This is a genomic window from Pseudomonas sp. NPDC087612 (assembly GCF_044743505.1).
Classification (GTDB): domain Bacteria; phylum Pseudomonadota; class Gammaproteobacteria; order Pseudomonadales; family Pseudomonadaceae; genus Aquipseudomonas.
Genome location: NZ_JBIUWO010000005.1, coordinates 103,375 through 129,754, shown reverse-complemented (window position 1 = coordinate 129,754; position 26,380 = coordinate 103,375). Strand labels below are relative to the sequence as shown.

Sequence of the window (26,380 nt, the reverse complement as noted above, 5' to 3'; positions counted from 1 at the left end):
GTTTTTTTTTCTACGCCAACACAGACCCCCTCCCAGCAGCGGGCGGGCGCCTGCGGCGCCCCCCCCCCCCCCCCGCGCGGGGGGGGCGCGGCGCCCCCACGCCTCGGCTTGCCCCGCGATGCTTGTTACCGGTAATCTTTCCCTTCTGAATTCATCCGATGATTGGATGTCATGACCTTACTGATCAAACGCTCCCTGGTCGAACAAGCGGTCGAGCAACTGCGACAACGGGTTGCCAGCGGCGCCTGGACGGTGGGCCAGCGCCTGCCCACCGAGCCGGAACTGGCTGCTGAGCTCGGCATCAGCCGCAACACGGTGCGCGAAGCCATGCGTGTGCTGGCTTTCAGTGGCCTGGTCGAAGTCCGCCAGGGCGATGGCAGTTACCTGCGTACCGCCGTCGACCCGTTGCAGGCCCTTCAGGCGCTGTCACGCTGCGACCTGGAGCAGGCGCGGGAAACCCGCCATATCCTTGAAGCCGAGGCCATTGGCCTGGCCGCGCTGCGCCGCAGCGAAGAAGACCTGCAAGGGCTACGAGAGGCCCTCAAGCACAGCAGTGCGCATTTTCACGACGACCTGGAGCAATACATCGGTTGCGACCTGGTGTTCCACCAGCGCCTGGTGGATGCCGCGCATAACCCGGCGCTGAGCGAGTTGTATCGCTACTTTTCCGGGGTGGTGGCGGCCACCTTGCATCACAACCTGAGCCACGCTCCCCGCTGCCAGCTTGTGTTCGACCTGCACGGGCAGATTCTCGATGCCATCGAACAACGCGATCCGGACAAGGCCAAGGCCCTGAGCCGGACCCTGATCAACGAATCCTGACCTTGCGAGACTGCCATGGGCGATGAAACAACCCGAACTGCGGCGCCGGCCAACGGGCCGGAGCTGGAAGAACTGCTGATCGACGCCGAAGCCGACGACGAACAAGTGCAACAGCAACCGGTGCTGCTCAAGCGCCCGTGGCTGTTGCTGCTCGGCCTGGTGCTGGTGGCGCTGAACCTGCGTCCGGCGTTGTCGAGCATGGCGCCACTACTTAGCCTGGTCTCGGACAGCCTTGGCCTGACGGCTTCCCAGGCCGGTTTGCTGACCACCTTGCCGGTGCTGTGCCTGGGGCTGTTCGCGCCGCTGGCACCGATACTGGCGCGGCGCTTTGGCAGCGAGCGGGTGATCCTCGGTATTCTCCTGGTGCTGGCAGCCGGTATCGCCGTACGCAGTGCTTTTGGCAGCACCGGGCTATTCGTCGGCAGTATCATGGCCGGGGCCAGCATCGGTGTGATCGGCGTGCTGTTGCCGGGCATCGTCAAGCGCGACTTCCCCAAGCATGCCGGGACCCTGACCGGCGTCTACACCATGGCCTTGTGCCTGGGCGCGGCAATGGCTGCGGGCGCCACCGTGCCCCTGAGCGAGCGCCTGGGCGACAGCTGGTCGCTGGGCCTGGGCTTCTGGTTGATCCCGGCCTTGCTGGCGGCGCTGATCTGGCTGCCCCAGGCCCGCCAGGGCCACGGCGCCCACAATGTGGCCTACCGTGTACGCGGCCTGCTGCGCGATCCGCTGGCCTGGCAGGTCACCCTGTACATGGGCCTGCAATCGTCGCTGGCCTATATCGTTTTCGGCTGGCTGCCGTCGATCCTCATCGGTCGCGGCCTGAGCCCGACCCAGGCCGGGCTGGTGTTGTCCGGCTCGGTGATCGTGCAGTTGCTCAGTTCGCTCAGCGCGCCGTGGCTGGCGACCCGTGGCAAGGACCAGCGCCTGGCCATCGTGGTGGTCATGCTCATGGCCCTGGCCGGCTTGTTCGGCTGCCTGTATGCGCCGCTGGAAGGCCTGTGGGGCTGGGCTATTGTCCTGGGGCTGGGGCAGGGCGGTACCTTCGCCCTGGCATTGACCCTGATCGTGCTGCGTTCCAAAGACGCTCACGTCGCCGCCAACCTGTCGAGCATGGCCCAAGGCATCGGTTACACCCTGGCATCGATGGGGCCATTCGCGGTCGGCCTGGTGCATGACCTGACCGGCGGCTGGAACGCGGTGGGCTGGATCTTTGCCGTGCTGGGCATCGGCGCCATAGGCTTTGGCCTCAAGGCCGGGCGCAACCTGCATGTGCAGGTGGTCAGCGAGCGGGTTTGAGCAGACATTCGCCAGGCAAATGCCCATAGCTTTTTGCCACTTCGACGGACTATGGTGCAGGTCTATTGCCATGAACCGGACCTGCACCATGAGCGACGCCAATACTGCCCTGATCACCCGCTTCTACCAGGCTTTCCAGCGCCTGGACGCCGAAGCCATGGTCGCCTGTTACAGCGACGATATCGTTTTCAGTGACCCGGTCTTCGGTACTTTGCGCGGCAAGGATGCCGGTGACATGTGGCGCATGCTCACCACCCGCGCCAAGGACTTTACCCTGACCTTCGACACGGTACGCGCCGACGAGCGCGCTGGCAGCGCCCGCTGGGTCGCCCGCTACCTGTTCAGCCAGACCGGCCGCACCGTGGTCAACGACATCCAGGCACGCTTTGTGTTTCGGGACGGCAAGATCTGCGAGCACCACGACAGTTTCGACCTGTGGCGCTGGTCACGTCAGGCCTTGGGCACCACGGGGGTGCTGCTGGGCTGGTCGCCGCTGGTCCAGGGCAAGGTGCGCGCCCAGGCGCAGAAAGGCCTGCGGGCGTTTCAGGCGGGGCGCTGAGGCGCTAAGCTGTGCGCTTTGCCGTTGATAGTCACTAACGTGTCCGAGCCCATTGCCCAACCACCGAACAAACCCTGGTACGTCTACCTGGTACGCGCCGCCAATGGCTCGCTGTACTGCGGGATCAGCGACAACCCGGAGCGGCGCTTCCAGGCCCACCAGAAGGGCCAGGGGGCACGCTACTTCAGCACCAGCCCGGCAGTGGCTTTGGTCTATGTCGAGGCCTGGCCCGACAAAACCAAGGCGCTGCAACAGGAGCGGCTGGTGAAGAAGCTGCGCAAGAGTGCCAAGGAGGCGCTGGTGGCCTCCTGGGCGGGGCTCAGTCCTTGCGACGCTTGAGCTGATCGGTCAGTTGCGTCGGCAGGCCTTTGATGATCAGGGTGCCGGCTTCCTCGTCGTACTCGACCTTCGAGCCCAGCAAGTGCGCTTCAAAGCTGATCGACAGCCCTTCGGCACGGCCGGTGAAGCGGCGGAACTGGTTGAGCGTGCGCTTATCGGCGGGGATTTCCGGCGACAGGCCGTAGTCCTTGTTGCGAATATGCTCGTAGAAGGCCCGTGGGCGGTCTTCATCGATCAGCCCTGAGAGTTCCTCGAGGGTTACTGGCTCGCCGGCCTTGGTCTGGCTGGTAGCGTAGTCGACCAGGGTCTGGGTCTTCTCGCGGGCGGCTTCTTCGGGCAGGTCTTCGCTTTCGACAAAATCGCTGAAAGCCTTGAGCAGGGTGCGGGTCTCGCCTGGGCCGTCGACGCCTTCCTGGCAGCCGATGAAGTCGCGGAAGTACTCCGAGACTTTCTTGCCGTTCTTGCCCTTGATGAACGAGATGTACTGCTTGGAGGCCTTGTTGTTCTGCCACTCGGAAAGGTTGATGCGCGCGGCCAGGTGCAGCTGGCCCAGGTCCAGGTGGCGCGACGGGGTCACGTCCAGCTCGGCGTTTACCGCCACGCCTTCGCTGTGGTGCAGCAAGGCGATCACCAGGTAATCGGTCATGCCTTGCTGATAGTGGGCGAACAACACGTGGCCGCCGACCGACAGGTTGGACTCTTCCATCAGCTTTTGCAGGTGCTCGACGGCGACGCGGCTGAAGGCCGTGAAGGTGCTGCCTTCGTCGAGGTATTCCTTGAGCCAGCCGCTGAACGGGTGGGCGCCGGATTCTGCGTGGAAGAAGCCCCAGGCTTTGCCCTGTTTGGCGTTGTAGCTATCGTTGAGGTCGGCCAGAAGGTTTTCGATGGCACCCGACTCGGCCAGTTCCGAGTCGCGGGCGTGCAGCACGGCGGGGCTGCCATCGGGTTTCTTGTCGATCAGGTGGACGATGCAATGACGGATCGGCATGGGATTCTCGGTTGAAAATGGGCGGTGCTGGCCGCGTTGCAAAGTCGCCAAGTGTACCTCAGCACAGGGGTGATTCAGCGGCCAGATGTTGGCAGATATGTCGGTTGTTTATTTTTTGTTCAAATTTTTGCGTTTTTTCGCGCAAACCCCCGAAAAACCTGCACATTTGCCCTGTGGGAGGCGGATATTTATCTATTCCTGTGGTAGTTTTGCCCGGTCTTGCGCCCCGTGTGTGGCGCATTGCTGGCAGACCGCTCGCGTCACGTCGAACCAAACGTCGTTTTACGTATCTACATACGCGATTGACGTGGCTGTAACACCGGACCGCCGGATCCCCCGCAGGTCTGGCTCGATGACTGACGTAGCACTCTGCATACTCACTGAATTTGATAGGGAAGGAACACCACCATGGCATTGACCAAAGACCAACTGATCGCCGATATCGCTGAAGCTATCGACGCGCCAAAAACCACCGCGCGTAACGCTCTGGAGCAACTGGGCCAGATCGTTGCTGATCAACTGGAAAATGGCAGCGAAATCACCCTGCCAGGCATCGGCAAACTGAAAATCACCGAGCGTCCTGCCCGTACCGGCCGCAACCCTTCGACTGGCGCTGCCATCGAAATCGCTGCCAAGAAAGTCGTCAAGTTCGTACCAGCCAAAGTGCTGACCGACGCTGTAAACAAGTAATTGTAAACAGCTCGACAAAAGCCGCGTCCGGGTTGCCCGGACGCGGTTTTTTTATGACTGGGTTTTGCTCCAGCGCTGCTGGCGCCAAGCCTGGCGCGCTGCGGCGTCCTGGAAGGTCCAGGCGATCATGCGGCTCTGTTTCTGCCCCTGGCCCATCTCCACCACCCGCTGTTCGGCCGCCCCGGCCTTTTTCAGCGCGGCCTGGATGCCGGGCAGGTTGGAGGCTTTCGATACCAGGCTGGTGAACCACAGCACCTGCTGGCTCAGGCTGACGCTCTCGGCCACCAACTGGCTGACGAAGCGGATCTCGCCGCCTTCGCACCACAGTTCGTTGTTCTGCCCGCCAAAGTTCAGCACCGGCAGCTTGCGCTTGGGATCGGCCTTGCCCAGTGCCCGCCATTTGCGCTGGCTGCCGCGGGTGGCTTCTTCGCGTGAGGCGTGGAAGGGCGGGTTGCACAGGGTCAGGTCGAAGCGCTCGTCGCTTTTGAGCAGCCCCAGCAGGATGTGCTTGCGGTTGCCTTGCTGGCGCAGGCTGATGGCCTTGCCCAGGCCGTTGGCCTGGACGATGGCGCCGGCCGCAGCCAGTGCCGTGGCGTCGATATCTGAACCGAGAAAGCGCCAGCGGTAATCGCTGTTGCCCAGCAACGGGTAGATGCAATTGGCACCGACGCCGATGTCCAGGGCCTGGACCTGCGCGCCACGGGGTATTTCGCCGCCGTTTTCGTCTGCCAGCAAGTCGGCCAGCACGTGTACGTAGTCGGCCCGGCCGGGGATTGGCGGGCACAGGTAGTCAGCCGGGATGTCCCAGTGCTGGATACCGTACTGGGCCTTGAGCAGGGCGCGGTTGAAGACCCTGACGGCATCCGGGTTGGCGAAGTCGATGCTCGGCTTGCCGTGGGGGTTGGTGATCATGAACTGGCCCAGCTGCGGGCTGCTCTTGATCAACTGGGGGAAGTCGTAGCGGCCCTGGTGGCGGTTGCGCGGGTGCAGGGTCGGTTTGTTGGTTGTGGTCATGTTGAGGTCCGGTGCAAAGCATCGCGGGTCAAGCCCGCTCCTACAGAGACTTCTGTGGGAGCGGGCTTGACCCGCGATGGCATCACTGAGGTCAGCGATCGTTACAAGGCGGCAATCCGCGCATGCTGCTCGGTGAAGTTGGCCAGGGCCTGTTCGGCTTCAGCCAGCTTGGCGCGTTCCTTGTCGATCACCGCAGGCGGTGCCTTGTCGACGAAGGCGGCGTTGGACAGCTTGCCGCCGACGCGCTGGACTTCGCCCTGCAGACGCTGGATTTCCTTGCTCAGGCGAGCCAGCTCGGCGTCCTTGTCGATCAGCCCGGCCATCGGCACCAGTACTTGCAGATCGCCGACCAGGGCGGTGGCGCTCAGCGGCGCCTCGTCCTGTTCGCCGAGCACGGTGAAGGACTCGATCTTCGCCAGCTTCTTCAGCAGCGCTTCGTTTTCCTGCAGGCGGCGCTGGTCTTCGGCGCTGGCGTTTTTCAGGAACAGTTGCAGTGGCTTGCCCGGGCCGATGTTCATTTCGCCGCGGATGTTGCGCACGCCGAGCATCAGCTCCTTGAGCCATTCGATATCGCCTTCGGCAGCGGCATCGATGCGGCTTTCATTGGCCACTGGCCATGGCTGCAGCATGATGGTCTTGCCTTGCGCGCCGGCCAGCGGCGCCAGGCGCTGCCAGATTTCTTCGGTGATGAACGGCATGAACGGATGGGCCAGGCGCAGTGCCACTTCCAGTACCCGGACCAGGGTGCGGCGAGTACCACGGGCGCGTTCGACCGGGGCGTTCTCGTCCCACAGGACCGGCTTGGACAGCTCCAGGTACCAGTCGCAATACTGGTTCCAGATGAACTCGTAGAGCGCCTGGGCGGCCAGGTCGAAGCGGAACTGGTCGAGCTGGCGGGTGACTTCGGCTTCGGTGCGCTGCAGCTGCGAGATGATCCAGCGATCAGCCAGCGACAGCTCGTAGGCTTCGCCGTTCTGGCCGCAGTCTTCGCCCTTGTCCAGAACATAGCGCGCAGCGTTCCAGATCTTGTTGCAGAAGTTGCGGTAGCCTTCGACGCGGCCCATGTCGAACTTGATGTCGCGGCCGGTGGAGGCCAGCGAGCAGAAGGTGAAGCGCAGGGCGTCGGTGCCGTAGCTGGCGATGCCTTCCGGGAACTCGGCCTTGGTCTGCTTGGCGATCTTCTCGGCAAGCTTTGGCTGCATCATGCCGCTGGTGCGTTTTTCCAGCAGCTCGTCCAGGGTGATGCCGTCGACGATGTCCAGCGGGTCAAGGACGTTGCCCTTGGACTTGGACATCTTCTGGCCCTGGCCATCGCGCACCAGGCCGTGCACATACACGGTCTTGAACGGTACCTGCGGGGTGCCGTCCTCGTTCTTCACCAGGTGCATGGTCAGCATGATCATCCGGGCAACCCAGAAGAAAATGATGTCGAAGCCGGTGACCAGCACGTCGGTGGAGTGGAACTTCTTGAGGAATTCGGTCTGCTGTGGCCAGCCCAGGGTCGAGAAGGTCCACAGGCCCGAGCTGAACCAGGTGTCGAGCACGTCGTTGTCCTGGTTCAGGACCACGTCGGCGCCGAGGTTGTGCTTGCTGCGCACCTCTTCTTCGCTACGGCCGACATAGACCTTGCCGGATTCGTCGTACCAGGCCGGAATACGGTGCCCCCACCACAGCTGACGGCTGATGCACCAGTCCTGGATGTCGCGCATCCACGAGAAGTACATGTTTTCGTACTGTTTGGGCACGAACTGAATGCGGCCGTCTTCGACGGCAGCAATCGCAGGCTCTGCCAGCGGCTTGGTCGACACGTACCACTGGTCGGTCAGCCACGGCTCGATGACGGTACCCGAGCGGTCGCCTTTCGGCACTTTCAGGGCGTGGTCGTCGACGCTGACCAACAGGCCGGCGGCGTCGAAATCGGCAACGATCTGCTTGCGCGCAACGAAACGGTCGAGGCCTGCATACTGGGCCGGCAGGGTCGCGTCGATACTGTCGTTGACGCTGCCGTCGAGGTTGAACACCTGGGCGGCCGGCAGGACGAAGGCGTTCTTGTCGAAGATGTTCAGCAGCGGCAGGTTGTGGCGCTTGCCGACTTCATAGTCGTTGAAGTCGTGGGCCGGGGTGATTTTCACACAGCCGGTACCGAACTCAGGGTCGCAATAGTCGTCGGCGATGATCGGGATACGGCGGCCAACCAGCGGCAGCTCGACGAACTTGCCGATCAGCGCCTTGTAACGCTCGTCTTCCGGGTTCACGGCAACGGCGGCGTCGCCGAGCATGGTTTCCGGGCGCGTGGTGGCGACGATCAGGTAGTCCTTGCCGTCGCCAGTTTTGGCGCCGTCAGCCAGCGGGTAGCGCAGGTTCCACAGGTGACCCTTCTCGTCGTGGTTTTCCACTTCGAGGTCGGAAATCGCCGTGTGCAGCTTGGTGTCCCAGTTGACCAGGCGCTTGCCGCGGTAGATCAGGCCGTCTTCATGCAGGCGCACGAAGGCTTCTTTCACTGCTTCCGAGAGGCCGTCGTCCATGGTGAAACGCTCGCGGCTCCAGTCGACCGACGAGCCCAGGCGGCGAATCTGGCGGCTGATGTTGCCACCGGACTGATCTTTCCATTCCCAGACCTTTTCCAGGAACTTCTCGCGGCCCAGGTCGTGACGGTTCTGGCCTTTGGCTTCGAGTTGACGCTCGACCAGCATCTGCGTGGCGATACCGGCGTGGTCGGTACCTGGCTGCCACAGGGTGTTGCGGCCCTGCATGCGGCGGAAACGGATCAGGGCGTCCATGATCGCGTTGTTGAAGCCATGACCCATGTGCAGGCTGCCGGTGACGTTCGGCGGCGGGATCATGATGGTGTAGGAATCGCCCGCGCCTTGCGGAGCGAAATAATTCTCGGACTCCCAGGTGTTGTACCAGGAAGTTTCAATGGCGTGCGGCTGGTAGGTCTTATCCATGCGCGGCGGGACCCTTAGGCATTTATTCAGGAAAGCCGGAGAGTATAACGAAGCCGCAAGCTTCAAGCGACAAGCTGCAAGCTCAGAGCGCCGCACGGCTCTTGCAGCTTGTCGCTTGAAGCTTGTTACTGCTTTTTACTGGTTGAGCAGGCGCTCGAGCCGGGCGTCGAGGCGGCGCTTGATTTCGCTTTCGATATGCGGGGCGAAATCGTTGATCACGTCCTGCATGATCAACTGGGCCGCCGCGCGTAGCTCGGCGTCCAGGTGCAGCAGGGTTTCCTGGCGCTTGGCCTGCGGGTCGGCTGGCGCTTCAGGCGCCGGCTGCGGCGCTGCTTCGGCCTCTTCAAGCAGCAGGGGGATCTGCTCCTCGACGGTGTCGGTCAACAGCGGCGGCTCGAGGGATGCATCGCCAAGCAGCTGGCGGATCGACTCCAGGTCGTCCAGCAGGTGCGCGGATTGGGGCAGGGGAGTGGGTTTGTCCATCGTCTTCAGAGTCGCTGTAAGCGGTGATCTTGCAGAGCATAGCCCTGTTCGCGGTAGAAACGGAAACTCTCTCGGGCCGCCTGACGAATCGCCGGCTCTTCGACCACGATCTCGGCGATCCGGGCAAAGCGGGAAGCGAACGCTGGTACCTTGAGGTCAAGGTTGATCAGCAGGTCCTGGTGGCTGCCGGCATCATCGCCAAGGCCCAGAGCGACGCTGCCCTGCGGGTTGTCTTCAGCCGCGTCGTGGGGCACGAAGGCCTCGCCCTTGAACGCCCACAGGCGCGCGTCCAGTTCATCGCGCTGGGCGGCGTCGCTGCAATGCAGGTAAACCCGGTGCCCCAGGCGCCAGGCCTTGTCGCACAGTTTGCAGGCGAAATCCAGGCGCGCCGAGGGCGCGGCGCTGGGCAATATGTAGAAATCGACTTTGCTCATGGTCTGCCTGCCGGCCGGCTACGCCCCAAGGCGCAGACGGCCAGCGTCGCCTCAGGCGTTGGCGCGATCGAGCAGGTACTGGGTCAGCAGTGGAACCGGGCGGCCAGTGGCACCCTTGTCCTTGCCGCCGCTGATCCAGGCGGTGCCGGCGATGTCCAGGTGAGCCCAGTTGTAGGCCTTGGCAAAGCGCGACAGGAAGCAACCGGCGGTGATGGTGCCGGCTTTTGGCCCGCCGATGTTGGCGATGTCGGCGAACGGGCTGTCGAGCTGTTCCTGGTATTCGTCGAACAGCGGTAGCTGCCAGGCGCGGTCGTCGGCGCGCTTGCCGGCGTCGAGCAGTTGCCCGACCAGGTCATCGTTGTTGCCCATCAGGCCCGAGGTGTGGCTGCCCAGGGCGACGATGCAGGCGCCGGTCAGGGTGGCGATGTCGATCACTGCCTGAGGCTTGAAGCGCTCGGCGTAGGTCAGGGTGTCGCACAGCACCAGGCGGCCTTCGGCGTCGGTGTTGAGGATCTCGACGGTCTGCCCGCTCATGGTCGTGACGATGTCGCCAGGACGGGTGGCGCCGCCGCTCGGCATGTTCTCGGCGCAGGCCAGCAGGCACACCAGGTTGATCGGCAGTTGCAGCTCGAGCACGGCGCGCAGGGTGCCGAAGACGCTGGCGGCGCCGCCCATGTCGAACTTCATTTCATCCATGCCGGCGCCGGGCTTGAGGCTGATGCCACCGGTGTCGAAGGTGATGCCCTTGCCCACCAGCACGAAAGGCTTCTCGCTCTTTTTGCCGCCCTGGTAGTTGAGCACGATCAGGCGTGGCGGCTGGTCGCTGCCCTGGCCGACGGCGTAGAAGGCGCCCATGCCCAGGTCCTTGATCTTCTTCTCGTCCAGCACCTCGACCTTGAGGCCCTTGAATTCCTTGCCCAGGGCCTTGGCCTGTTCGGCCAGGTAGCTTGGGTGGCAGACGTTCGGTGGCAGGTTGCCCAGGTCGCGGGTGAAGCCCATGCCGTTGGCGATGGCAACGGCGTGCTTGACCGCGCGCTCGACGTCGCTGGCACCGGCCTTGGCGCTGAGCAGGGTGATTTTTTTCAGGGCGCGAGGTTCGGCTTTCTTACTCTTGAACTGGTCGAACACGTACTGGCCATCGAGCAGGCTCTCGGCCAACAGGCGGGTCTTGCCATAGAAAGCATCGCGGCCGGCAACCTTGACGTCGTCCAGGGCCAGAGCTGCGTCGCTGCCGTTCAAGCCCTTGAGCACTGCCAGCACGGCGGCAACGACCTTGCGCCAGCTGCGATCACCCAGCTCGGCATCCTTGCCGGTACCCACCAGCAGCACGCGCTCGGCCTTGAGGTTTGGCAGGCTGTGCAGCAGCAGGGTCTGGCCGACCTTGCCGGCCAGGTCGCCGCGCTTGAGCACGCTGGCCAGGGCACCGCCGGTGGCTTCGTCGATGGTTTTGGCGATGGCGCCGAGTTTGCCGCCTTCAGCCACGGGCAGGACCAGGGTGGCGGTTTTCAAGGATGCTGCGGCTACGCTTTTTACAACCAGTTCCATGTCAGGTTCCCCGAATGATCTGTCGATGCGCGTTGTCTATGCAGGCGCGGTCGTGGCCGCGTGGTCGCGTACCAGTGCTAAAGCCCCCAGTTTGAGCCTGCTTCGCCCGCCCTGACAACCCCGAGATGAAGCATTGTGCGGCGCCAAGTGACAGGCACGGCCAATCACAGGATAATGCGCCAACTTTTATCCGGGTTCGCTCTGGCGAGCGGGCTACTATCTTGGCTGTTATGGATTTCTTGTTCGGCTGTCCGAGCCTGACAACCCAGGAGTGTCTGGTTTGATCGTCTTTCGTTATCTGTCCCGCGAGGTCCTGGTGACCTTGAGTGCCGTCAGCGCTGTGCTGCTGGTCATCATCATGAGTGGGCGCTTCATCAAATACCTGGCCCAGGCGGCCCAGGGCGTGCTCGACCCGAGCGTGCTGTTCCTGATCATGGGCTACCGCCTGCCGGGCTTCCTGCAGTTGATCCTGCCCCTGGGGCTGTTCCTCGGTATCCTCCTGGCCTATGGCCGTTTGTACCTGGAAAGCGAGATGACCGTGCTTTCGGCCACCGGCATGAGCCAGCAGCGGCTGCTGGGCATGACCATGGCGCCGGCGGCACTGGTGGCCTTGCTGGTAGCCTGGCTGAGCCTGAGCCTGGCGCCCCAGGGCGTTACCCAGGTCGCACAGATCATCAACCAGCAGGACGCCCTGACCGAGTTCGACACCCTGGTGCCGGGCCGCTTCCAGACCCTGCGCGATGGTTCGCGGGTTACCTATACCGAGCAGCTGTCGGAAGATCGGGTAAACCTTGGCGGTGTGTTCATTTCCGAGAAGCGCTTCAACCAGGACAAGACCAAGGACCGCGGTCCGTCGGTACTGGTGGCGGAAAAAGGCCACCAGCAGGTCAACCCCGATGGCAACCGCTACCTGATCCTGGAAAACGGCTACCGCTATGACGGTAACCCTGGCCAGGCTGATTACCGCGCAATCAAGTACGACACCTACGGCGTGCTGTTGCCCAAGCCTGAAGTCAGTGAAGAGATCACCGAGCGTGAAGCCATCCCGACCTCGCAACTGATTGGCAGCAAGGGCCTGCGCGAGCGTGCCGAGCTGCAGTGGCGCCTGTCGCTGCCGTTGCTGGTGTTCATTGTCACCCTGCTGGCGGTGCCACTGTCGCGGGTCAACCCGCGCCAGGGCCGTTTCCTCAAACTGCTGCCGGCGATTCTTCTGTATATGGCGTACCTGACAATGCTGATTGCCGTGCGTGGCGCCCTGGAGAAAGGCAAGCTGCCGATCGGCCTGGGTATCTGGTGGGTCCATGGCCTGTTTCTGTTGATCGGCCTGGGGCTGATGTACTGGGAGCCGTTGCGTCTCAAGCGCGCCGCTCGCCGTGCGGAGGTGGCCCATGGTTAAGCTCGACAGTTACATCGGCAAAAGCGTGCTGATGGCGATTCTTGCCGTACTGGGCATCATCCTGGGCCTGGCTTCGCTGTTCGCCTTCATCGACGAGATGGGTGACATCACCGACACCTACACGCTGATGGACGCCGGCAATTTCGTCTTGCTCACCGCGCCGCGGCGGCTCTACGACATGCTGCCGATGGCCGCCCTGATCGGCTGCCTGATCGGCCTGGGGAGCCTGGCCAGCAGCAGCGAGCTGACCATCATGCGCGCCGCCGGCGTGTCGATCGGGCGGATCGTCTGGGCGGTGATGAAGCCGATGCTGGTGCTGATGCTGGCCGGTATCCTGATTGGCGAGTACCTGGCCCCGGTCACCGAGAACAAGGCCCAGGCCGACCGTTCCCTGGCCCAGGGCGGTGGTGAGGCGCAGAGCTCCAAGCGCGGCATGTGGCACCGCCAGGGTGACGAGTTCGTGCACATCAACTCGGTGCAGCCCAACGGCTTGCTCTACGGCGTGACCCGCTATCGTTTCGACAACGAGCGGCACATGCAGACCTCGAGCTTTGCCCGCCGTGCCCAGTACAAGGAAGATCACTGGCTGCTCAGCGACGTGACCACCACCTATTTCCGCGGCGATCACACCGAAGTCATCAAAACGCCTGAAGAACGCTGGGACGTGTCGGTCACCCCGCAGTTGCTTAATACCGTAGTGGTCGCACCAGAATCACTGTCGATCACCGGTCTTTGGGATTACATCCACTACCTGTCCGACCAGGGCCTGAACAACGCCCGGTACTGGCTGGCATTCTGGACCAAGGTGCTGCAGCCGATGGTCACCGCGGCGCTGGTGCTGATGGCCATCTCCTTCATCTTCGGTCCGCTGCGCTCGGTGACCCTTGGTCAGCGGGTGTTCACCGGGGTGCTGGTGGGTTTTGTGTTCCGCATCGCCCAGGACCTGCTCGGGCCTTCCAGCCAGGTGTTCGGCTTCCCGCCGTTGCTGGCGGTGGTGCTGCCGGCGGCGATCTGTGCGGTGGCCGGGTTGTGGATGTTGCGGCGCGCCGGATAAATTGCCGCAGACAAGAAAAAGCCGACCTCAGGGTCGGCTTTTTTGTGCGCGGTTATTTTTTGCGCTTGGGAATTCGCACCAGTTGAGTGTCGGAGTAGATGTCGTGCCAGCTGCGCTTGCGCTTGTCGAACAACGCCCAGATAAAACCCAGGCCCAGGCACAACCACGAGCCGATCGATACGACAAAACGCAGCAGCGCCTGCCACAGGCTGATGGCGCTGCCGTCGGCATTTTGCACACGGATGCCCCATACCTGCATACCCAGGGTCTGGCCGCCGTGGGTCCAGAACTTGGCGAAAAAGCCGAACAGGGCGAACAGCAGGATGGTCGACAGCAACGGGTCGCCATCCAGGGCGCCGGCCTCGGTCAACTCGCGCATGCGTGCTTCCCCGATGAAAGCCATCTGGATCATCTTGTAGGCACCGGCGGTGACGATCAGCAACGCGGTGCACAGCAAAAAGTCATAGAACATGGCGGCCAGGCGGCGGCCAAGGTCGACAGGGGGAAATTCACCTTCGGGCTGTAACAGCTGCTTGGGCACTGGCGAGGCCCTCCTTGCGCAAAACGCCCATTCTACGGAATTGCGCGCACAAAAAAGCCCCTGCTGTCGCCAGCAGAGGCTTCTTTGTTGATGAAGATCAGCCTTCGGCTTGAACTTCGTCAGCCTGCATGCCTTTCTGGCCCTGCACGGCGATGAAGGTGACTTTCTGACCTTCTTTCAGGCTCTTGAAGCCGTTACCCTGAATAGCGCGGAAGTGTACGAACAGATCCGGACCGCTTTCTGGAGTGATGAAACCAAAACCTTTCTCGTCGTTAAACCACTTGACGGTACCGCTCTGACGTTGGGACATTGTCTTATTTCCTTTGAAACTTAGAATTAGTAACAGCTTCTTCCAAATGAAAGAGTACTGGGCTGGGTTGCAGGAAAGTAAGAGACGTCGAACGGGTGTAGCAAACATCAGAGCTACTGCCCAGGTCACGAACCATAGCGACCCATGCAAACACAGTGCACAGACAATACGCTAACTTTGAAGACAAAAACAAGCCCTGCAGACCGCCGCCGCTGTGCCTTTTAGCCGCCGTTCGGTCGATTTTTTCCGGCTCATTCCAAGCATTGTCGCAACGCTTTTCGAAAGTTATAAAAAGCGTTCGAATTCGAAAATCCGAACGCTTCATGACACGTTGTTTCAAGTATCGATTCAGCCGCGATAATAGCGTTGGGCAACGAAGGGCATCTTGCTCACTTTCATCGCCACGCGCTTGCCGCGCACGATCGCCCACACTGGGGTTTCCAGTGCGCTGTACGCGGCATCGAGGTACCCCATCGCCACCGGCGCATTCAATGTCGGGCCAAAGCCGCCACTGCAGATGTTGCCGATAACCGTGCCTGACTGGTCAACGATCTCGGCGCCTTCGCGCACCGGTGTGCGTTCCTGCGGCAACAGGCCCACGCGCTTGCGCGCAACCCCGCTTTGCTGCTGGGCGAAGATCGCCTCGGCACCGGGGAAGCCGCCGGCGCGCTGGCCATCGGCACGGCGCACCTTGGAGATGGCCCAGAGCAGGCTGGCTTCGATGGGCGTGGTCTGGGTGTTCATGTCGTGGCCATACAGGCACAGGCCGGCCTCCAGGCGCAGCGAGTCGCGTGCGCCCAGGCCGATAGCCTGGACTTCGGGTTCGGCCAGCAGGCGGCGCGCCAGCTCTTCGGCTTTGCCGGCCGGCACCGAAATCTCGAAACCGTCCTCACCGGTGTAGCCCGAGCGGCTGACAAAACAGTCTGCGCCCAGCAGTTGTACCGGCTGGAACTGCATGAAAGTCATCTTCGCCACGACGGGTGCCAGGCGCTCGAGCACCTTCACCGCCGCCGGCCCCTGCAGGGCCAGCAGGGCGCGCTCCTCGAACAGTGGCTGGATCTGGCACTGATCGCCGATATGTTTGCGCAAATGGGCCAGGTCTTGCTCTTTGCAGGCCGCGTTGACCACCAGGAACAGTTCGTCGTTGCCCAGGTTGGCGACCATCAGGTCATCGAGGATGCCGCCGTGTTCGTTGGTGAACATGGCATAGCGCTGCATGCCCACCGGCAGGTCGATGATGTCGACCGGCACCAGGGTTTCCAGGGCCTTGGCTGCAGCGGCGCCGCTCAGGCGGATCTGGCCCATGTGCGAAACGTCGAACAGGCCGGCCTGCTCGCGGCTGTGCAGGTGTTCTTTCATCACTCCCAGCGGGTACTGGACCGGCATGTCGTATCCGGCGAACGGCACCATGCGGGCGCCCAGTTCCAGGTGCAGGGCGTGCAGCGGGGTCTTGAGCAGTGTTTCGGTGGACATTGATGACTCCTTGGGGCTTGAGAGGGTGTCAGCATTCGATGATGTTGACGGCCAGACCGCCGCGGGCGGTCTCCTTGTATTTGCTTTTCATGTCGGCGCCGGTCTGGCGCATGGTGCGGATGACCTTATCCAGCGAGACGAAGTGCTGGCCGTCACCGCGCAGGGCCATGCGCACCGCGTTGATGGCCTTGACCGAACCCATGGCGTTGCGTTCGATGCAGGGCACCTGGACCAACCCGCCGATCGGGTCGCAGGTCAGGCCCAGGTTGTGTTCCATGCCGATTTCGGCGGCGTTCTCGACCTGCTGCACTGTGCCGCCCATCACTTCGCACAGGGCGCCGGCGGCCATCGAGCAGGCAACGCCGACCTCGCCCTGGCAACCGACTTCGGCACCGGAGATCGAGGCGTTTTCTTTATAGAGGATGCCGATGGCGGCGGCGGTGAGCAGAAAGCGCACCACGCCGTCGTCGTTGGCGCCCGGGATAAAACGCATGTAGTAGTGCAGCACTGCCGGGACGATGCCGGCGGCGCCATTGGTCGGCGCGGTGACCACCCGCCCGCCAAAGGCGTTTTCTTCGTTGACGGCCAGGGCATACAGGTTGACCCAGTCGAGCACCGACAGCGCGTCGCGCAGGCTCGCCTCCGGGTTGCTGCACAGCTGGCGGTACAGTGCGGCGGCGCGGCGTTTGACCTTGAGCCCGCCAGGCAAAATACCTTCGTTGCGGCAACCGGCAGACACGCAGTCCTGCATGACCTGCCAGATGTGCAACAGGCCGCTGCGGGTGTCGCTTTCCGGGCGCCAGGCGGCTTCGTTGGCCAGCATGACCTGGCTGATCGACAGGTGCTGCGCGGTACAGTGGCCAAGCAGCTCCTTGGCGGTCTTGAACGGATAGGGCAGCACGGTGCTGTCTTCGACGATGCGATCGGCGCCGGCGGCGTCCTCGTCGACCACGAAACCACCGCCCACCGAGTAATACTCGCGGCTGCGAATCTGCAAGCCGGCGGCGTCAAAGGCACGGAAGATCATGCCATTGGGATGGAAGGCCAGGGGTTTGCGGATCATCGCCAGGTGCTGCTTTTCAACGAAGTCGATTGCATGCTCGCCGAGGAGGTTGAGCCGGCCGCTGCTGCGGATGGCCTGCAGGCGTGCGGGGATGCTTTCGGTGTCGACGCTGTCCGGGTGTTCGCCTTCAAGGCCGAGCAGTACGGCCTTGTCGCTGCCGTGGCCTTTACCGGTGGCGCCGAGCGAGCCATAGAGCTCGGCCTTGACGCTGACTGTAGCGGCCAGCAGGCCGTCGCGACGCAGGCCTTCAGCAAAACGCGCAGCGGCGCGCATAGGGCCTACGGTATGGGAACTGGAGGGGCCGATGCCGATCTTGAACAGGTCGAAGACGCTTAGTGACATGGTCGTACCCTCGTTGTGATGAAGGCTATCGCGGGGCAAGCCCGCTCCCACAGGGAATGAGGGTCTCACTGTGGGAGCGGGCTTGCCCCGCGAAGAGGCCTCAGACGTCCTGATAGCTCTCGATCGACGGGCAGGCACACACCAGGTTGCGGTCGCCGAACACGTTGTCAACGCGGCCGACCGGTGGCCAGTACTTGCCTTCGACCAGCGACGCCAGCGGATACACCGCCTGCTCGCGGCTGTACGGGTGGCTCCACTCACCGGCGATTTCGGCGGCAGTGTGCGGGGCGTTCTTCAGCGGGTTGTCGTCCTTGTCCAGGCTGCCGCTTTCGACCGCGCGAATCTCTTCGCGGATGCGGATCATCGCCTCGCAGAAGCGGTCCAGTTCTTCTTTAGACTCGCTTTCGGTCGGTTCGATCATCAGCGTGCCGGCCACCGGGAACGACATGGTCGGGGCGTGGAAGCCGAAGTCGATCAGGCGTTTTGCCACGTCATCGACGCTGATGCCGCTGCTGTCCTTGATCGGGCGCAGGTCGAGGATGCACTCGTGCGCCACCAGGCCATTGCTGCCGGTGTACAACACAGGATAGTGCTCTTCCAGGCGGCGGGCGATGTAGTTGGCGTTGAGGATGGCCATTTGCGAGGCACGCTTGAGCCCGGCGCCACCCATCATGCGGATGTACATCCAGGTGATCGGCAGGATGCTGGCGCTGCCGAACGGTGCGGCGCAAACCGCGCCCTGCTTGTTGTCCATGTGCGCATGGCCCGGCAGGAACGGCGCCAGGTGCGATTTGACGCCGATCGGGCCGACGCCCGGGCCGCCACCGCCGTGGGGGATGCAGAAGGTCTTGTGCAGGTTCAGGTGCGAAACGTCGCCGCCGAACTTGCCCGGGGCGCAGAGGCCGACCATGGCGTTCATGTTGGCGCCGTCGATGTACACCTGGCCGCCGTTGTCATGGATGATCGCGCAGATCTCGCCAATGGCTTCTTCGAACACGCCATGGGTCGAGGGGTAGGTGATCATCAGCGCGGCAAGGTGTTCGCGGTGTTCGATGGCCTTGGCGCGCAGGTCGTCGATGTCGACGTTGCCGCGGGCATCACAGGCGGTGACCACCACGCGCATACCGGCCATGTGCGCGGTAGCGGGGTTGGTGCCGTGGGCCGAGGACGGGATCAGGCAGATATCGCGGCGCGCTTCGCCACGGCTCTGGTGATAGGCGCGAATCGCCAGCAGGCCGGCGTATTCGCCCTGGGAGCCGGCGTTGGGCTGCAGCGAAACGGCGTCGTAGCCGGTGGCGGCGCAGAGCATGGCTTCCAGCTCGCTGGTCAGTTGCTGGTAACCCTGGCTCTGCGCGGCCGGGGCGAACGGGTGCAGGCTGCCGAACTCGGCCCAGGTCACCGGGATCATTTCGCTGGCGGCGTTGAGCTTCATGGTGCACGAGCCCAGCGGGATCATGGTGCGGTCCAGCGCCAGGTCCTTGTCAGCCAGGCGGCGCAAGTAGCGCATCAGCTCGGTTTCGCTGTGGTAACGGTTGAACACCGGGTGCTCGAGAATCGCCGACTGGCGCAGCAGCGTGCGTGGCAGTTGTGCCTGAACGCTGGCAGCGAGGGTGGCGAAGTCCGGGCTGGCCTTGCCAGCGGCGAACAGCTGCCACAGGGCTTCGACGTCGGCCTGGGTGCTGGTTTCATCCAGCGACAGGCCCAGGCGCTGGGCGTCGATCTGGCGCAGGTTCAGGCGTTGGGCGCGGGCCTGGTCGTGCAGAGCGGCGGTGCTGCTGCCGGTGGCCAGGGTCAGGGTGTCGAAGAAGTGTTCCACTTCGACCTGTACACCCAACTGTTGCAGGCCGGCCTTGAGGATCGCGGTCAGTGCGTGGGTACGCTCGGCGATCTGCTTCAGGCCCTGAGGGCCGTGGTACACGGCGTACATGCTGGCGATGTTGGCCAGCAATACCTGGGCAGTGCAGATGTTGCTGGTGGCTTTCTCGCGGCGGATATGTTGCTCGCGGGTCTGCATGGCCAGGCGCAGTGCGGTCTTGCCGAAGCGGTCGATCGACACGCCGACCAGGCGGCCGGGCATGTCGCGCTTGAATGCATCGCGGGTCGAGAAGAAGGCGGCATGCGGGCCACCGAAGCCCAGCGGTACACCAAAGCGCTGGGCGCTGCCGATGGCCACGTCGGCGCCGAATTCGCCCGGCGGGGTCAGCAGGGTCAGGGCCAGCAGGTCGGCCGCCACGGCGACCAGGGCATTGGCCGCGTGGAAGCGCTCGACCAGCTCGCGGTAGTCGAAGACTTCACCACTGCTGGCCGGGTATTGCAGCAGGGCGCCGAAGAAGGCGCTGACATCGCTCAGCTCACGCTCGTCGCCGACGACAACCTCGATACCCAGCGGTTCGGCACGGGTGCGCAGCACGTCCAGGGTTTGCGGGTGGCAATGCACCGAGGCGAAGAAGGCGTGGCTGCCATTGTTCTTGCTCAGGCGTTTGCAGAAGGTCATGGCTTCGGCAGCGGCAGTGGCTTCGTCGAGCAGGGAGGCGTTGGCGATCGGCAGGCCGGTGAGGTCGCTGATCAGGGTCTGGAAGTTCAGCAGCGCTTCCAGGCGGCCCTGGGAAATCTCTGGCTGGTAAGGGGTGTAGGCGGTGTACCAGGCCGGGTTTTCCAGCAGGTTGCGCAGGATCGGCGCCGGCGTGTGGCAGTTGTAGTAACCCTGGCCGATGAAACTCTTGAACAGCTGGTTGTCGCCGGCGATGGCCTTGAGTGAGGCCAGCGCCTGGGCTTCGCTTTGCCCGGCGCCCAGCTCAAGGACGCTGGTGCCCTTGATGCTGTCGGGGATGACCGCGGCGCTCATGGCCTCCAGCGAGTCAAAACCGAGGGTGGCGAGCATGTGCTGCTCGTCGTGCTGGCGCGGGCCGATGTGGCGGGCGATGAATTCGTTGGCAGTGCCGAGGTTGATGGTCATGGCGGTTCCTCAGGCGTCAGCGTTGGCTTTGATCAGGCGGTCGTAGGCGTCCTGGTCGAGCAGTTGCGCGACGGCGCCGGCGTCGGCGGGGATGAAACGGAAGAACCAGCCTTCACCCAGCGGGTCTTCGTTGACCCGTTCGGGGTTGCCTTCGAGCTGGTCGTTGACCGCTACCACTTCGCCGGTCAGCGGCATGTACACGCCGCTGGCAGCCTTGACCGATTCGACGGTCGAGGCTTCGGCGCCTTGCTCGTAGCGTTGCAGCTCTGGCAGTTGCACGTAGACCACATCGCCCAGGGCGTTCTGGGCGAAGGCGGTGATCCCGACAGTGACGCTGCCGTCAGCTTCGCTACGCAGCCATTCGTGATCTTCGGTAAAACGCAACTCGCTCATGGAAACTCCTCAAGGGCCGCAGGGGACGGCTGTGGGCATGGCTCAGGTGAGCCCAGGGATGGGTAATGCCATAGCAATATTGCGGCCATATCTAAAATATCGTTTTAAAACAAATAGTTAGATAATTTACGGAAAGAGAATAAATAACCGGTGTAGCGAAATCGCTACACCTAGGGGTGAGAAAAAAAGCTCAAGTGGATCAGAACCTTGCACTGTGGCCCTGAAACTGTGCTGTATCGATATCGTTACGATGTAGTGATTTCGCTACAGCTGTTCAGGGCTTGGCCGGGATGCCGTACTTGCGCAGGCGATGGGCGATGGCGGTGTGCGAGGTTTGCAGGCGGCTGGCTAGCTGGCGGGTCGAGGGGTAGCTGCTGTAGAGCTTTTCCAGCAGGTTGCGCTCGAAGTCTTCCACGGCCTGTTCAAGGCTGTCGACTTCAGCGTCATGGCCGCGAGCCACCGAGGTGCCGGCAATGTCCAGGTCGCCGATGTCCACCAGGCTGCTTTCGCTGATGGCCGCGGCGCGGAAGATCACGTTCTGCAGCTGGCGCACGTTGCCCGGCCAGCGGTTGCCCAGTAGCGCCGGGTAAGTGGCCGGGGCCAGGCGGCACAGCGGGCGCTGGATCTGGGTGCAGGCCTGCTGCATGAAGTAGCGCGCCAGCAGGAGGATGTCCTGGCCACGTTCGCGCAACGGTGGCACCTGCAGGTTGAGCACGTTCAGGCGGTAGAACAGGTCTTCGCGAAAGGTGCCCTCGGCGACCATTTTTTCCAGGTCGCGGTGGGTGGCGCTGAGGATCCGTACATTGACCTTGACCTCGCGATCACCGCCGACCCGGCGAAAGCTGCCATCGTTGAGAAAACGCAGCAGCTTGGCCTGCAGGTACGGTGACATCTCGCCGATCTCGTCGAGGAATACCGTGCCCTGGTTGGCCAGTTCCATCAGCCCCGGCTTGCCGCCACGTTGCGCGCCGGTAAAGGCACCGGGGGCGTAACCGAACAGCTCGCTTTCGGCCAGGTTCTCCGGCAGCGCCGCACAGTTGAGGGCCAGGAAGGGCGCACTGTGACGGCTGCTGATGGCGTGACAGGCGCGGGCCACCAGCTCCTTGCCGGTGCCGGTTTCACCGTTGATCAGCAGCGGCGCGTCCAGAGCTGCAACGCGCAGGGCGCGGGCCTTGAGGGTGCGGATCGGCGGGGAGTCGCCGAGCAGGGCATCGAAGCCCTCGGCGTGATCATGGTGCAGCGCCGACAGCCGTTCGCCAATGCGGTTGGGCTGGTACAGGGTCAGCAGGGCGCCGGCGTTGGTGATCGGCGTGGCGTCGAGCAGCAGGGTCTGGCCGTTGAGGGTCACTTCGCGCAGGGGTAGGTGAAAACCCTGTTCGATCAGCGCTTCGAGCAAGCCTGGGTCGCCAAACAGGTCGGCCACCGAACGGTCGGACGGTTCCTGCCCGCACAACGCCACCAGCGCCGGGTTGGCCAGCAGCACGTGACCGGCGCTGTCCAGGGCCAGTACCGGATCGCTCATGGCCGCGAGCAGGGCATCAAGCTGCAGGTGACGGCGCTGGCCGGGGAGGATGTCGACCACTTGCACGGTCTGCACGCCCTGCACGTTGAACAGCGCGTCGTGCAGCTCTTCGAGCACGTGGGGGCTGAGGGTCGGGGCGTCGATGTAGACGTTCGGCGGCACCATCTCCACGGCGTCCAGGTTGAGGTTGCGGGCGCCGAGCAGGGCCAGCACTTCCTGGGTGATACCGACGCGGTCGATGAAACTGACGTGGATGCGCATGGGGGAGGGGGTCAAGGCTGCCGAAGGCGGCCAGTATGCTGTTCAGCGCAATCGCGGGGCAAGTCGGTTCGCCCCGCGATGAGGCCGGTAGGGCTATTCGAAGTGCTCGGGATTGACCGGGTCGCCCGACTTCACCTCCAGCTTCTCGCGAATGTCCTCGAACATCAGGTCGTAGATCTTGTGCCCTGAGCCCAGGCTCTCGAATTTCTTCGGCGACGGCATGTAGCTCTGTGCCTTGCGCGTGGCAACACTCAGGAAGCTTGGCAGTACCTCTTCCTTGCTCAGGAAGAACTTTTCCTCCACGGTCTTGCCTTCGATGCTCCCATGCATGTGGAAATCAATGCCGTGTTTGTTGGCTTCCCGGACTACTGCGTACTCGATATTCAGGTCGTAGCTGTGATCAGCCTTGTTCAGCGCAGTGCGCTCGATATGCACGTGACCGGGTTTGAACTGGGCCATGATGGAATCCTCCGCAAAGGTGAAAACGGCGGGCCCAAGGCCCGCCAACTGCATTCAACGGTAGCTGATTCCCGGCTTGGCGGTGGAAACCCGGGTACCGGCGGTACCCTTGACGATATCCTCGATGTCGGCCAGCGAACCGATGACCGCCACTTTGCCGGTATGGCGGGCAAAGTCGCAAGCGGCCTGGACTTTCGGGCCCATGGAGCCGGCGGCAAAGCCGAGGCGTTCGAGCTCGTCAGGGTGCGCCTGGGCAATCGCCTTCTGGCTTGGCTTGCCATAGTCGATGAATGCCGCGTTGACGTCGGTGGCGATCACCAGCAGGTCGGCTTCGAGCTGTTCGGCCAGCAGCGCCGAGCACAGGTCCTTGTCGATCACCGCCTCGATGCCCTTGAGCTTGCGATCGGCGTCATACATGGTCGGGATACCGCCACCGCCGGCGCAGATAACGATGCTGCTCTTTTCCAGCAGCCATTTGATCGGGCGGATCTCGAAGATGCGCTTGGGTTTCGGGCTGGCGACCACACGGCGGTATTTGTCGCCGTCGGCCTTGACCACCCAGCCTTTTTCCTTGGCCAGGCGCTCGGCGTCTTCCTTGCTGTAGACCGGGCCGATGAACTTGGTCGGGTCCTTGAAGGCCGGGTCGTTGGCGTCCACTTCGACCTGGGTCAGGAGGGTGGCGAACGGTACTTCGAAGTCCAGCAGGTTGCCCAGCTCCTGCTCGATGATGTAGCCGATCATGCCTTCGGTTTCGGCACCGAGCACGTCCAGCGGGTAGGCTTCATCAGGTTTGTAGGATTGCGCCTGCAACGACAGCAGGCCGACTTGCGGGCCATTGCCGTGGGCGATGACCAGCTCGTTGCCCGGATGGATCTTGGCGATCTGCTCGGCGGCGATGCGGATATTGGCGCGCTGATTGTCTGCAGTCATGGGTTCGCCACGGCGCAGCAGGGCGTTGCCGCCCAATGCAACAACGATACGCATGATGATGTCCTTCTAGGAAAGGGAGATGCCACCCTGTAGGAGCGGGCTTGCCCCGCGATGGCGGTGCATCTGCTGCACCGCGGTGACGCTATCGCGGGGCAAGCCCGCTCCCACAGAGACTGGCAGCTGGATTACAGGTCAGCCAGGGTCGACACCAGGATCGCCTTGATGGTGTGCATGCGGTTTTCCGCTTGCTCGAAGGCGATGCAGGCTGGCGACTCGAACACGTCGTCGGTCACTTCAATGCCGTTGGCCAGGTTCGGGTACTGCTCGGCGATCTGTTTGCCGACCTTGGTGTCGGAGTTGTGGAACGCCGGCAGGCAGTGCATGAACTTGGTGCGCGGGTTGCCGGTGGCTTTCATCAGCTCGGCGTTGACCTGGTACGGCAGCAGTTGCTGGATGCGTTCGCCCCAGGCTTCAACCGGCTCGCCCATCGATACCCAGACGTCGGTGTGAATGAAGTCGACGCCCTTGACCGCAGCTTTCGGATCTTCAGTCAGGGTGATGCGCGCGCCGCTTTCTTCCGCGTATTTCTTGCACCGGGCGACCAGGTCATCGTGCGGCCACAGGGCTTTTGGCGCGCAGATGCGCACGTCCATGCCAAGCTTGGAGCCGACCAGCAGCAGCGAGTTGCCCATGTTGTTGCGCGCATCGCCCAGGTAGGCGTAGCTGATCTCGTGGATCGGCTTGTCGGCGTGCTCACGCATGGTCAGCACGTCGGCGATCATCTGGGTCGGGTGGTATTCGTCGGTCAGGCCGTTGAACACCGGTACGCCGGCGAACTTCGCCAGTTCTTCGACGATTTCCTGCTTGAAGCCACGGTATTCGATGGCGTCATACATGCGCCCGAGTACCCGGGCGGTGTCCTTCATGCTTTCCTTGTGGCCGATCTGCGAGGAGTTCGGGTCGATGTAGGTGACGTTGGCGCCCTGGTCATAGGCAGCTACTTCGAAGGCGCAACGGGTGCGGGTCGAGGTCTTCTCGAAGATCAGCGCAATGTTGTTGCCTTTGAGGTGCTGCTGCTCGGTGCCGGTGTACTTGGCACGTTTAAGGTCGCGGGACAGGTCCAGCAGGTAGCGCAACTCGCGAGGGGTGTGGTGTTCCAGGCTCAGCAGGTTACGGTTGTGGATGTTGAACGCCATGATGTTTCTCCTGTTCTTGTGAACGGAAAGCGGTAATCGGCCCGCCTGCACCGGCAGGTGCAGGCGGTTGATGGTCGTCTAGTAGTCGATAGGGTCGCGCACGATCGGGCAGGTCATGCAGTGACCGCCGCCGCGGCCACGGCCCAGTTCGCCGGCGCTGATGGTGATGACTTCGACGCCTGCCTTGCGCAGCAGGGTGTTGGTGTAGGTGTTGCGGTCGTAGCCGATGACCACACCTGGTTCAACCGCCACCACGTTGTTGCCGTCGTCCCACTGCTCGCGTTCGGCGGCGAAGCTGTTGCCACCGGTCTCGACCACGCGCAGTTTCTTCAGGTTCAGCGATTCGGCGACCACGTCGAGGAACGTCTTGTTCTCGCGGCGCACGTCCAGGCCATATGGCTTGCTGCTGTCCGGGCGAATGACGAACGGCACGATTTCCTTGACCACTTCCGGGAAAACCGTGACCAGGTCGCGGTCGCAGAAGCTGAACACGGTGTCCAGGTGCATCGCTGCACGGGATTTCGGCAGGCCGGCGACCACCACTTTTTCCACCGCGCCTTTGGCAAACAGCGATTGCGCCAGTTGGCCGATGGCCTGGCGCGAGGTGCGCTCGCCCATGCCGATCAGGACCACGCCATTGCCGATCGGCATGACGTCGCCGCCTTCGAGGGTGGCCTTGCCGTGGTCCTGGTCCGGGTCGCCGTACCAGATTTCAAAGTCGGCCGCGGTGAACTCGGGGTGGAACTTGTAGATGGCGGTGGTCAGCAGGGTTTCCTGACGTCGCGCCGGCCAGTACATCGGGTTGAGGGTCACGCCGCCGTAGATCCAGCAGGTGGTGTCGCGGGTGAACTGGGTGTTGGGCAGTGGGTCGAGCAGGAAGCTTGAGTGGCCCAGGTAGTCGCGGTACATCTTGATCACGCCGGCGCCTTCGCTTTCCGGCAGGTCTTCACCGGCCACGCCGCCGATCAGGAATTCGGCCAGTTTGCGCGGCTCCAGGCCTTCGAGCCAGCTGCGCACTTCGTTGGTCAGGCCGACACCGACGGTGTCCGGGGTGATCTTGCGGTCGAGGATCCATTTCAGCGCTTCGGGGTTCTGGATGGTCTCGGTCAGCAGGTTGTGCATTTCCAGCACTTCGATGCCGCGCTCACGCATTTTGGTGACGAAGTCGAAGTGGTCGCGTTTGGCCTGGTTGACCCAGATAACGTCATCGAACAGCAGTTCGTCGCAGTTGCTCGGGGTCAGGCGCTGGTGCGCCAGGCCAGGGGAGCAGACCATCACTTTGCGCAGTTTGCCGGCTTCGGAATGTACGCCGTACTTAACTTTATCCGTGGACATGGTTCATTTCCTCCAAGTTGCGAAAACG

24 protein-coding genes are annotated in these 26,380 nt (G+C 63.1%); 7 read left to right on the top strand and 17 right to left on the bottom strand.

Features of this window, described 5'->3' with window-relative positions; genetic code table 11:
• Window positions 1-171: 171 nt before the first annotated feature.
• The 4 genes from ACIOVF_RS11790 to ACIOVF_RS11775 all read left to right on the top strand — a co-directional run bounded on the left by ACIOVF_RS11790 (window position 172) and on the right by ACIOVF_RS11775 (window position 3,019).
• Window positions 172-822, top strand: a complete 651-nt coding sequence (locus ACIOVF_RS11790; protein WP_093388189.1) for a FadR/GntR family transcriptional regulator — start codon at window positions 172-174, stop codon at window positions 820-822.
• A 15-nt stretch (window positions 823-837) separates the two neighbouring features.
• Window positions 838-2,121, top strand: coding sequence for an MFS transporter (locus ACIOVF_RS11785; protein WP_045196371.1), 1,284 nt, complete (start codon window positions 838-840; stop codon window positions 2,119-2,121).
• Window positions 2,122-2,209: 88 nt separating this feature from the next.
• A complete protein-coding gene (locus ACIOVF_RS11780; protein ID WP_045196373.1) occupies window positions 2,210-2,680 on the top strand; it encodes a nuclear transport factor 2 family protein in 471 nt (156 codons plus the stop codon).
• A 39-nt stretch (window positions 2,681-2,719) separates the two neighbouring features.
• On the top strand, window positions 2,720-3,019 hold the full coding sequence (locus ACIOVF_RS11775) for a GIY-YIG nuclease family protein (RefSeq protein WP_045196374.1): 300 nt from the start codon (window positions 2,720-2,722) through the stop codon (window positions 3,017-3,019).
• Here ACIOVF_RS11775 and yejK read toward each other — a convergent pair.
• Window positions 3,000-4,007, bottom strand: coding sequence for a nucleoid-associated protein YejK (yejK, locus tag ACIOVF_RS11770; protein WP_045196375.1), 1,008 nt, complete (start codon window positions 4,005-4,007; stop codon window positions 3,000-3,002). The two genes, ACIOVF_RS11775 and yejK, sit on opposite strands and share 20 nt — an antisense overlap.
• A gap of 408 nt (window positions 4,008-4,415) precedes the next feature.
• Between yejK and ACIOVF_RS11765 the strand changes: the two genes are divergently transcribed.
• Entirely contained in the window at window positions 4,416-4,697 is a 282-nt protein-coding gene (locus tag ACIOVF_RS11765; protein WP_009398256.1) for an HU family DNA-binding protein, read from the top strand.
• A 51-nt stretch (window positions 4,698-4,748) separates the two neighbouring features.
• Here ACIOVF_RS11765 and rlmF read toward each other — a convergent pair whose 3' ends face one another.
• From rlmF to ACIOVF_RS11740, 5 genes are all read right to left on the bottom strand, one after another.
• Entirely contained in the window at window positions 4,749-5,711 is a 963-nt protein-coding gene (gene rlmF, locus ACIOVF_RS11760) for a 23S rRNA (adenine(1618)-N(6))-methyltransferase RlmF (protein ID WP_093387145.1), read from the bottom strand.
• Between the two features lie 101 nt (window positions 5,712-5,812).
• Entirely contained in the window at window positions 5,813-8,659 is a 2,847-nt protein-coding gene (locus tag ACIOVF_RS11755) for a valine--tRNA ligase (RefSeq protein WP_401289582.1), read from the bottom strand.
• Window positions 8,660-8,794: 135 nt separating this feature from the next.
• Window positions 8,795-9,142: a hypothetical protein gene (locus ACIOVF_RS11750; RefSeq protein WP_045196382.1), complete on the bottom strand. Its 348-nt coding sequence runs from the start codon at window positions 9,140-9,142 to the stop codon at window positions 8,795-8,797.
• A gap of 5 nt (window positions 9,143-9,147) precedes the next feature.
• Entirely contained in the window at window positions 9,148-9,576 is a 429-nt protein-coding gene (locus ACIOVF_RS11745) for a DNA polymerase III subunit chi (protein ID WP_093387140.1), read from the bottom strand.
• A gap of 51 nt (window positions 9,577-9,627) precedes the next feature.
• The gene (locus ACIOVF_RS11740) at window positions 9,628-11,121 is read right to left on the bottom strand and encodes a leucyl aminopeptidase (RefSeq protein WP_045196387.1); all 1,494 of its coding nucleotides are present in this window, start codon (window positions 11,119-11,121) and stop codon (window positions 9,628-9,630) included.
• A 280-nt stretch (window positions 11,122-11,401) separates the two neighbouring features.
• On the opposite strand from ACIOVF_RS11740, the gene lptF reads away from it, so the two are divergent.
• Both lptF and lptG read left to right on the top strand, forming a co-directional pair.
• Window positions 11,402-12,517, top strand: a complete 1,116-nt coding sequence (gene lptF, locus ACIOVF_RS11735; protein ID WP_045196390.1) for an LPS export ABC transporter permease LptF — start codon at window positions 11,402-11,404, stop codon at window positions 12,515-12,517.
• On the top strand, window positions 12,510-13,571 hold the full coding sequence (gene lptG, locus ACIOVF_RS11730; protein WP_045196392.1) for an LPS export ABC transporter permease LptG: 1,062 nt from the start codon (window positions 12,510-12,512) through the stop codon (window positions 13,569-13,571). The genes lptF and lptG overlap by 8 nt, the downstream gene beginning before the upstream one ends.
• A 52-nt stretch (window positions 13,572-13,623) precedes the next feature.
• On the opposite strand, the gene ACIOVF_RS11725 is transcribed toward lptG, so the two are convergent.
• From ACIOVF_RS11725 to arcA, 11 genes are all read right to left on the bottom strand, one after another.
• Window positions 13,624-14,112, bottom strand: a complete 489-nt coding sequence (locus tag ACIOVF_RS11725; protein ID WP_093387135.1) for an RDD family protein — start codon at window positions 14,110-14,112, stop codon at window positions 13,624-13,626.
• Window positions 14,113-14,209: 97 nt separating this feature from the next.
• Window positions 14,210-14,422, bottom strand: coding sequence for a cold-shock protein (locus ACIOVF_RS11720; protein ID WP_007931076.1), 213 nt, complete (start codon window positions 14,420-14,422; stop codon window positions 14,210-14,212).
• A gap of 348 nt (window positions 14,423-14,770) precedes the next feature.
• Entirely contained in the window at window positions 14,771-15,895 is a 1,125-nt protein-coding gene (gcvT, locus tag ACIOVF_RS11715) for a glycine cleavage system aminomethyltransferase GcvT (protein WP_401289576.1), read from the bottom strand.
• Window positions 15,896-15,923: 28 nt separating this feature from the next.
• Window positions 15,924-17,300 carry an L-serine ammonia-lyase gene (locus ACIOVF_RS11710; RefSeq protein WP_195885742.1) on the bottom strand — a complete coding sequence of 459 codons (1,377 nt, stop codon included), beginning with the start codon at window positions 17,298-17,300 and terminating at the stop codon, window positions 15,924-15,926.
• 100 nt (window positions 17,301-17,400) lie between these two features.
• Entirely contained in the window at window positions 17,401-20,256 is a 2,856-nt protein-coding gene (gene gcvP, locus ACIOVF_RS11705) for an aminomethyl-transferring glycine dehydrogenase (RefSeq protein WP_401289573.1), read from the bottom strand.
• Window positions 20,257-20,265: 9 nt separating this feature from the next.
• Window positions 20,266-20,649 (bottom strand): glycine cleavage system protein GcvH, encoded by a 384-nt coding sequence (gcvH, locus tag ACIOVF_RS11700; RefSeq protein ID WP_045196405.1) that lies wholly within the window; start codon window positions 20,647-20,649, stop codon window positions 20,266-20,268.
• A gap of 274 nt (window positions 20,650-20,923) precedes the next feature.
• On the bottom strand, window positions 20,924-22,432 hold the full coding sequence (locus tag ACIOVF_RS11695; RefSeq protein ID WP_093387118.1) for a sigma-54-dependent transcriptional regulator: 1,509 nt from the start codon (window positions 22,430-22,432) through the stop codon (window positions 20,924-20,926).
• 93 nt (window positions 22,433-22,525) lie between these two features.
• Complete coding sequence (locus ACIOVF_RS11690; protein ID WP_213602313.1) at window positions 22,526-22,891, bottom strand: DUF5064 family protein; 366 nt, start codon at window positions 22,889-22,891, stop codon at window positions 22,526-22,528.
• 54 nt (window positions 22,892-22,945) lie between these two features.
• The gene (gene arcC, locus ACIOVF_RS11685) at window positions 22,946-23,875 is read right to left on the bottom strand and encodes a carbamate kinase (protein WP_093387115.1); all 930 of its coding nucleotides are present in this window, start codon (window positions 23,873-23,875) and stop codon (window positions 22,946-22,948) included.
• 131 nt (window positions 23,876-24,006) lie between these two features.
• Entirely contained in the window at window positions 24,007-25,017 is a 1,011-nt protein-coding gene (locus ACIOVF_RS11680; RefSeq protein ID WP_045196413.1) for an ornithine carbamoyltransferase, read from the bottom strand.
• Between the two features lie 78 nt (window positions 25,018-25,095).
• Window positions 25,096-26,352 (bottom strand): arginine deiminase, encoded by a 1,257-nt coding sequence (arcA, locus tag ACIOVF_RS11675; protein WP_045196415.1) that lies wholly within the window; start codon window positions 26,350-26,352, stop codon window positions 25,096-25,098.
• Between the last annotated feature and the right edge of the window lie 28 nt (window positions 26,353-26,380).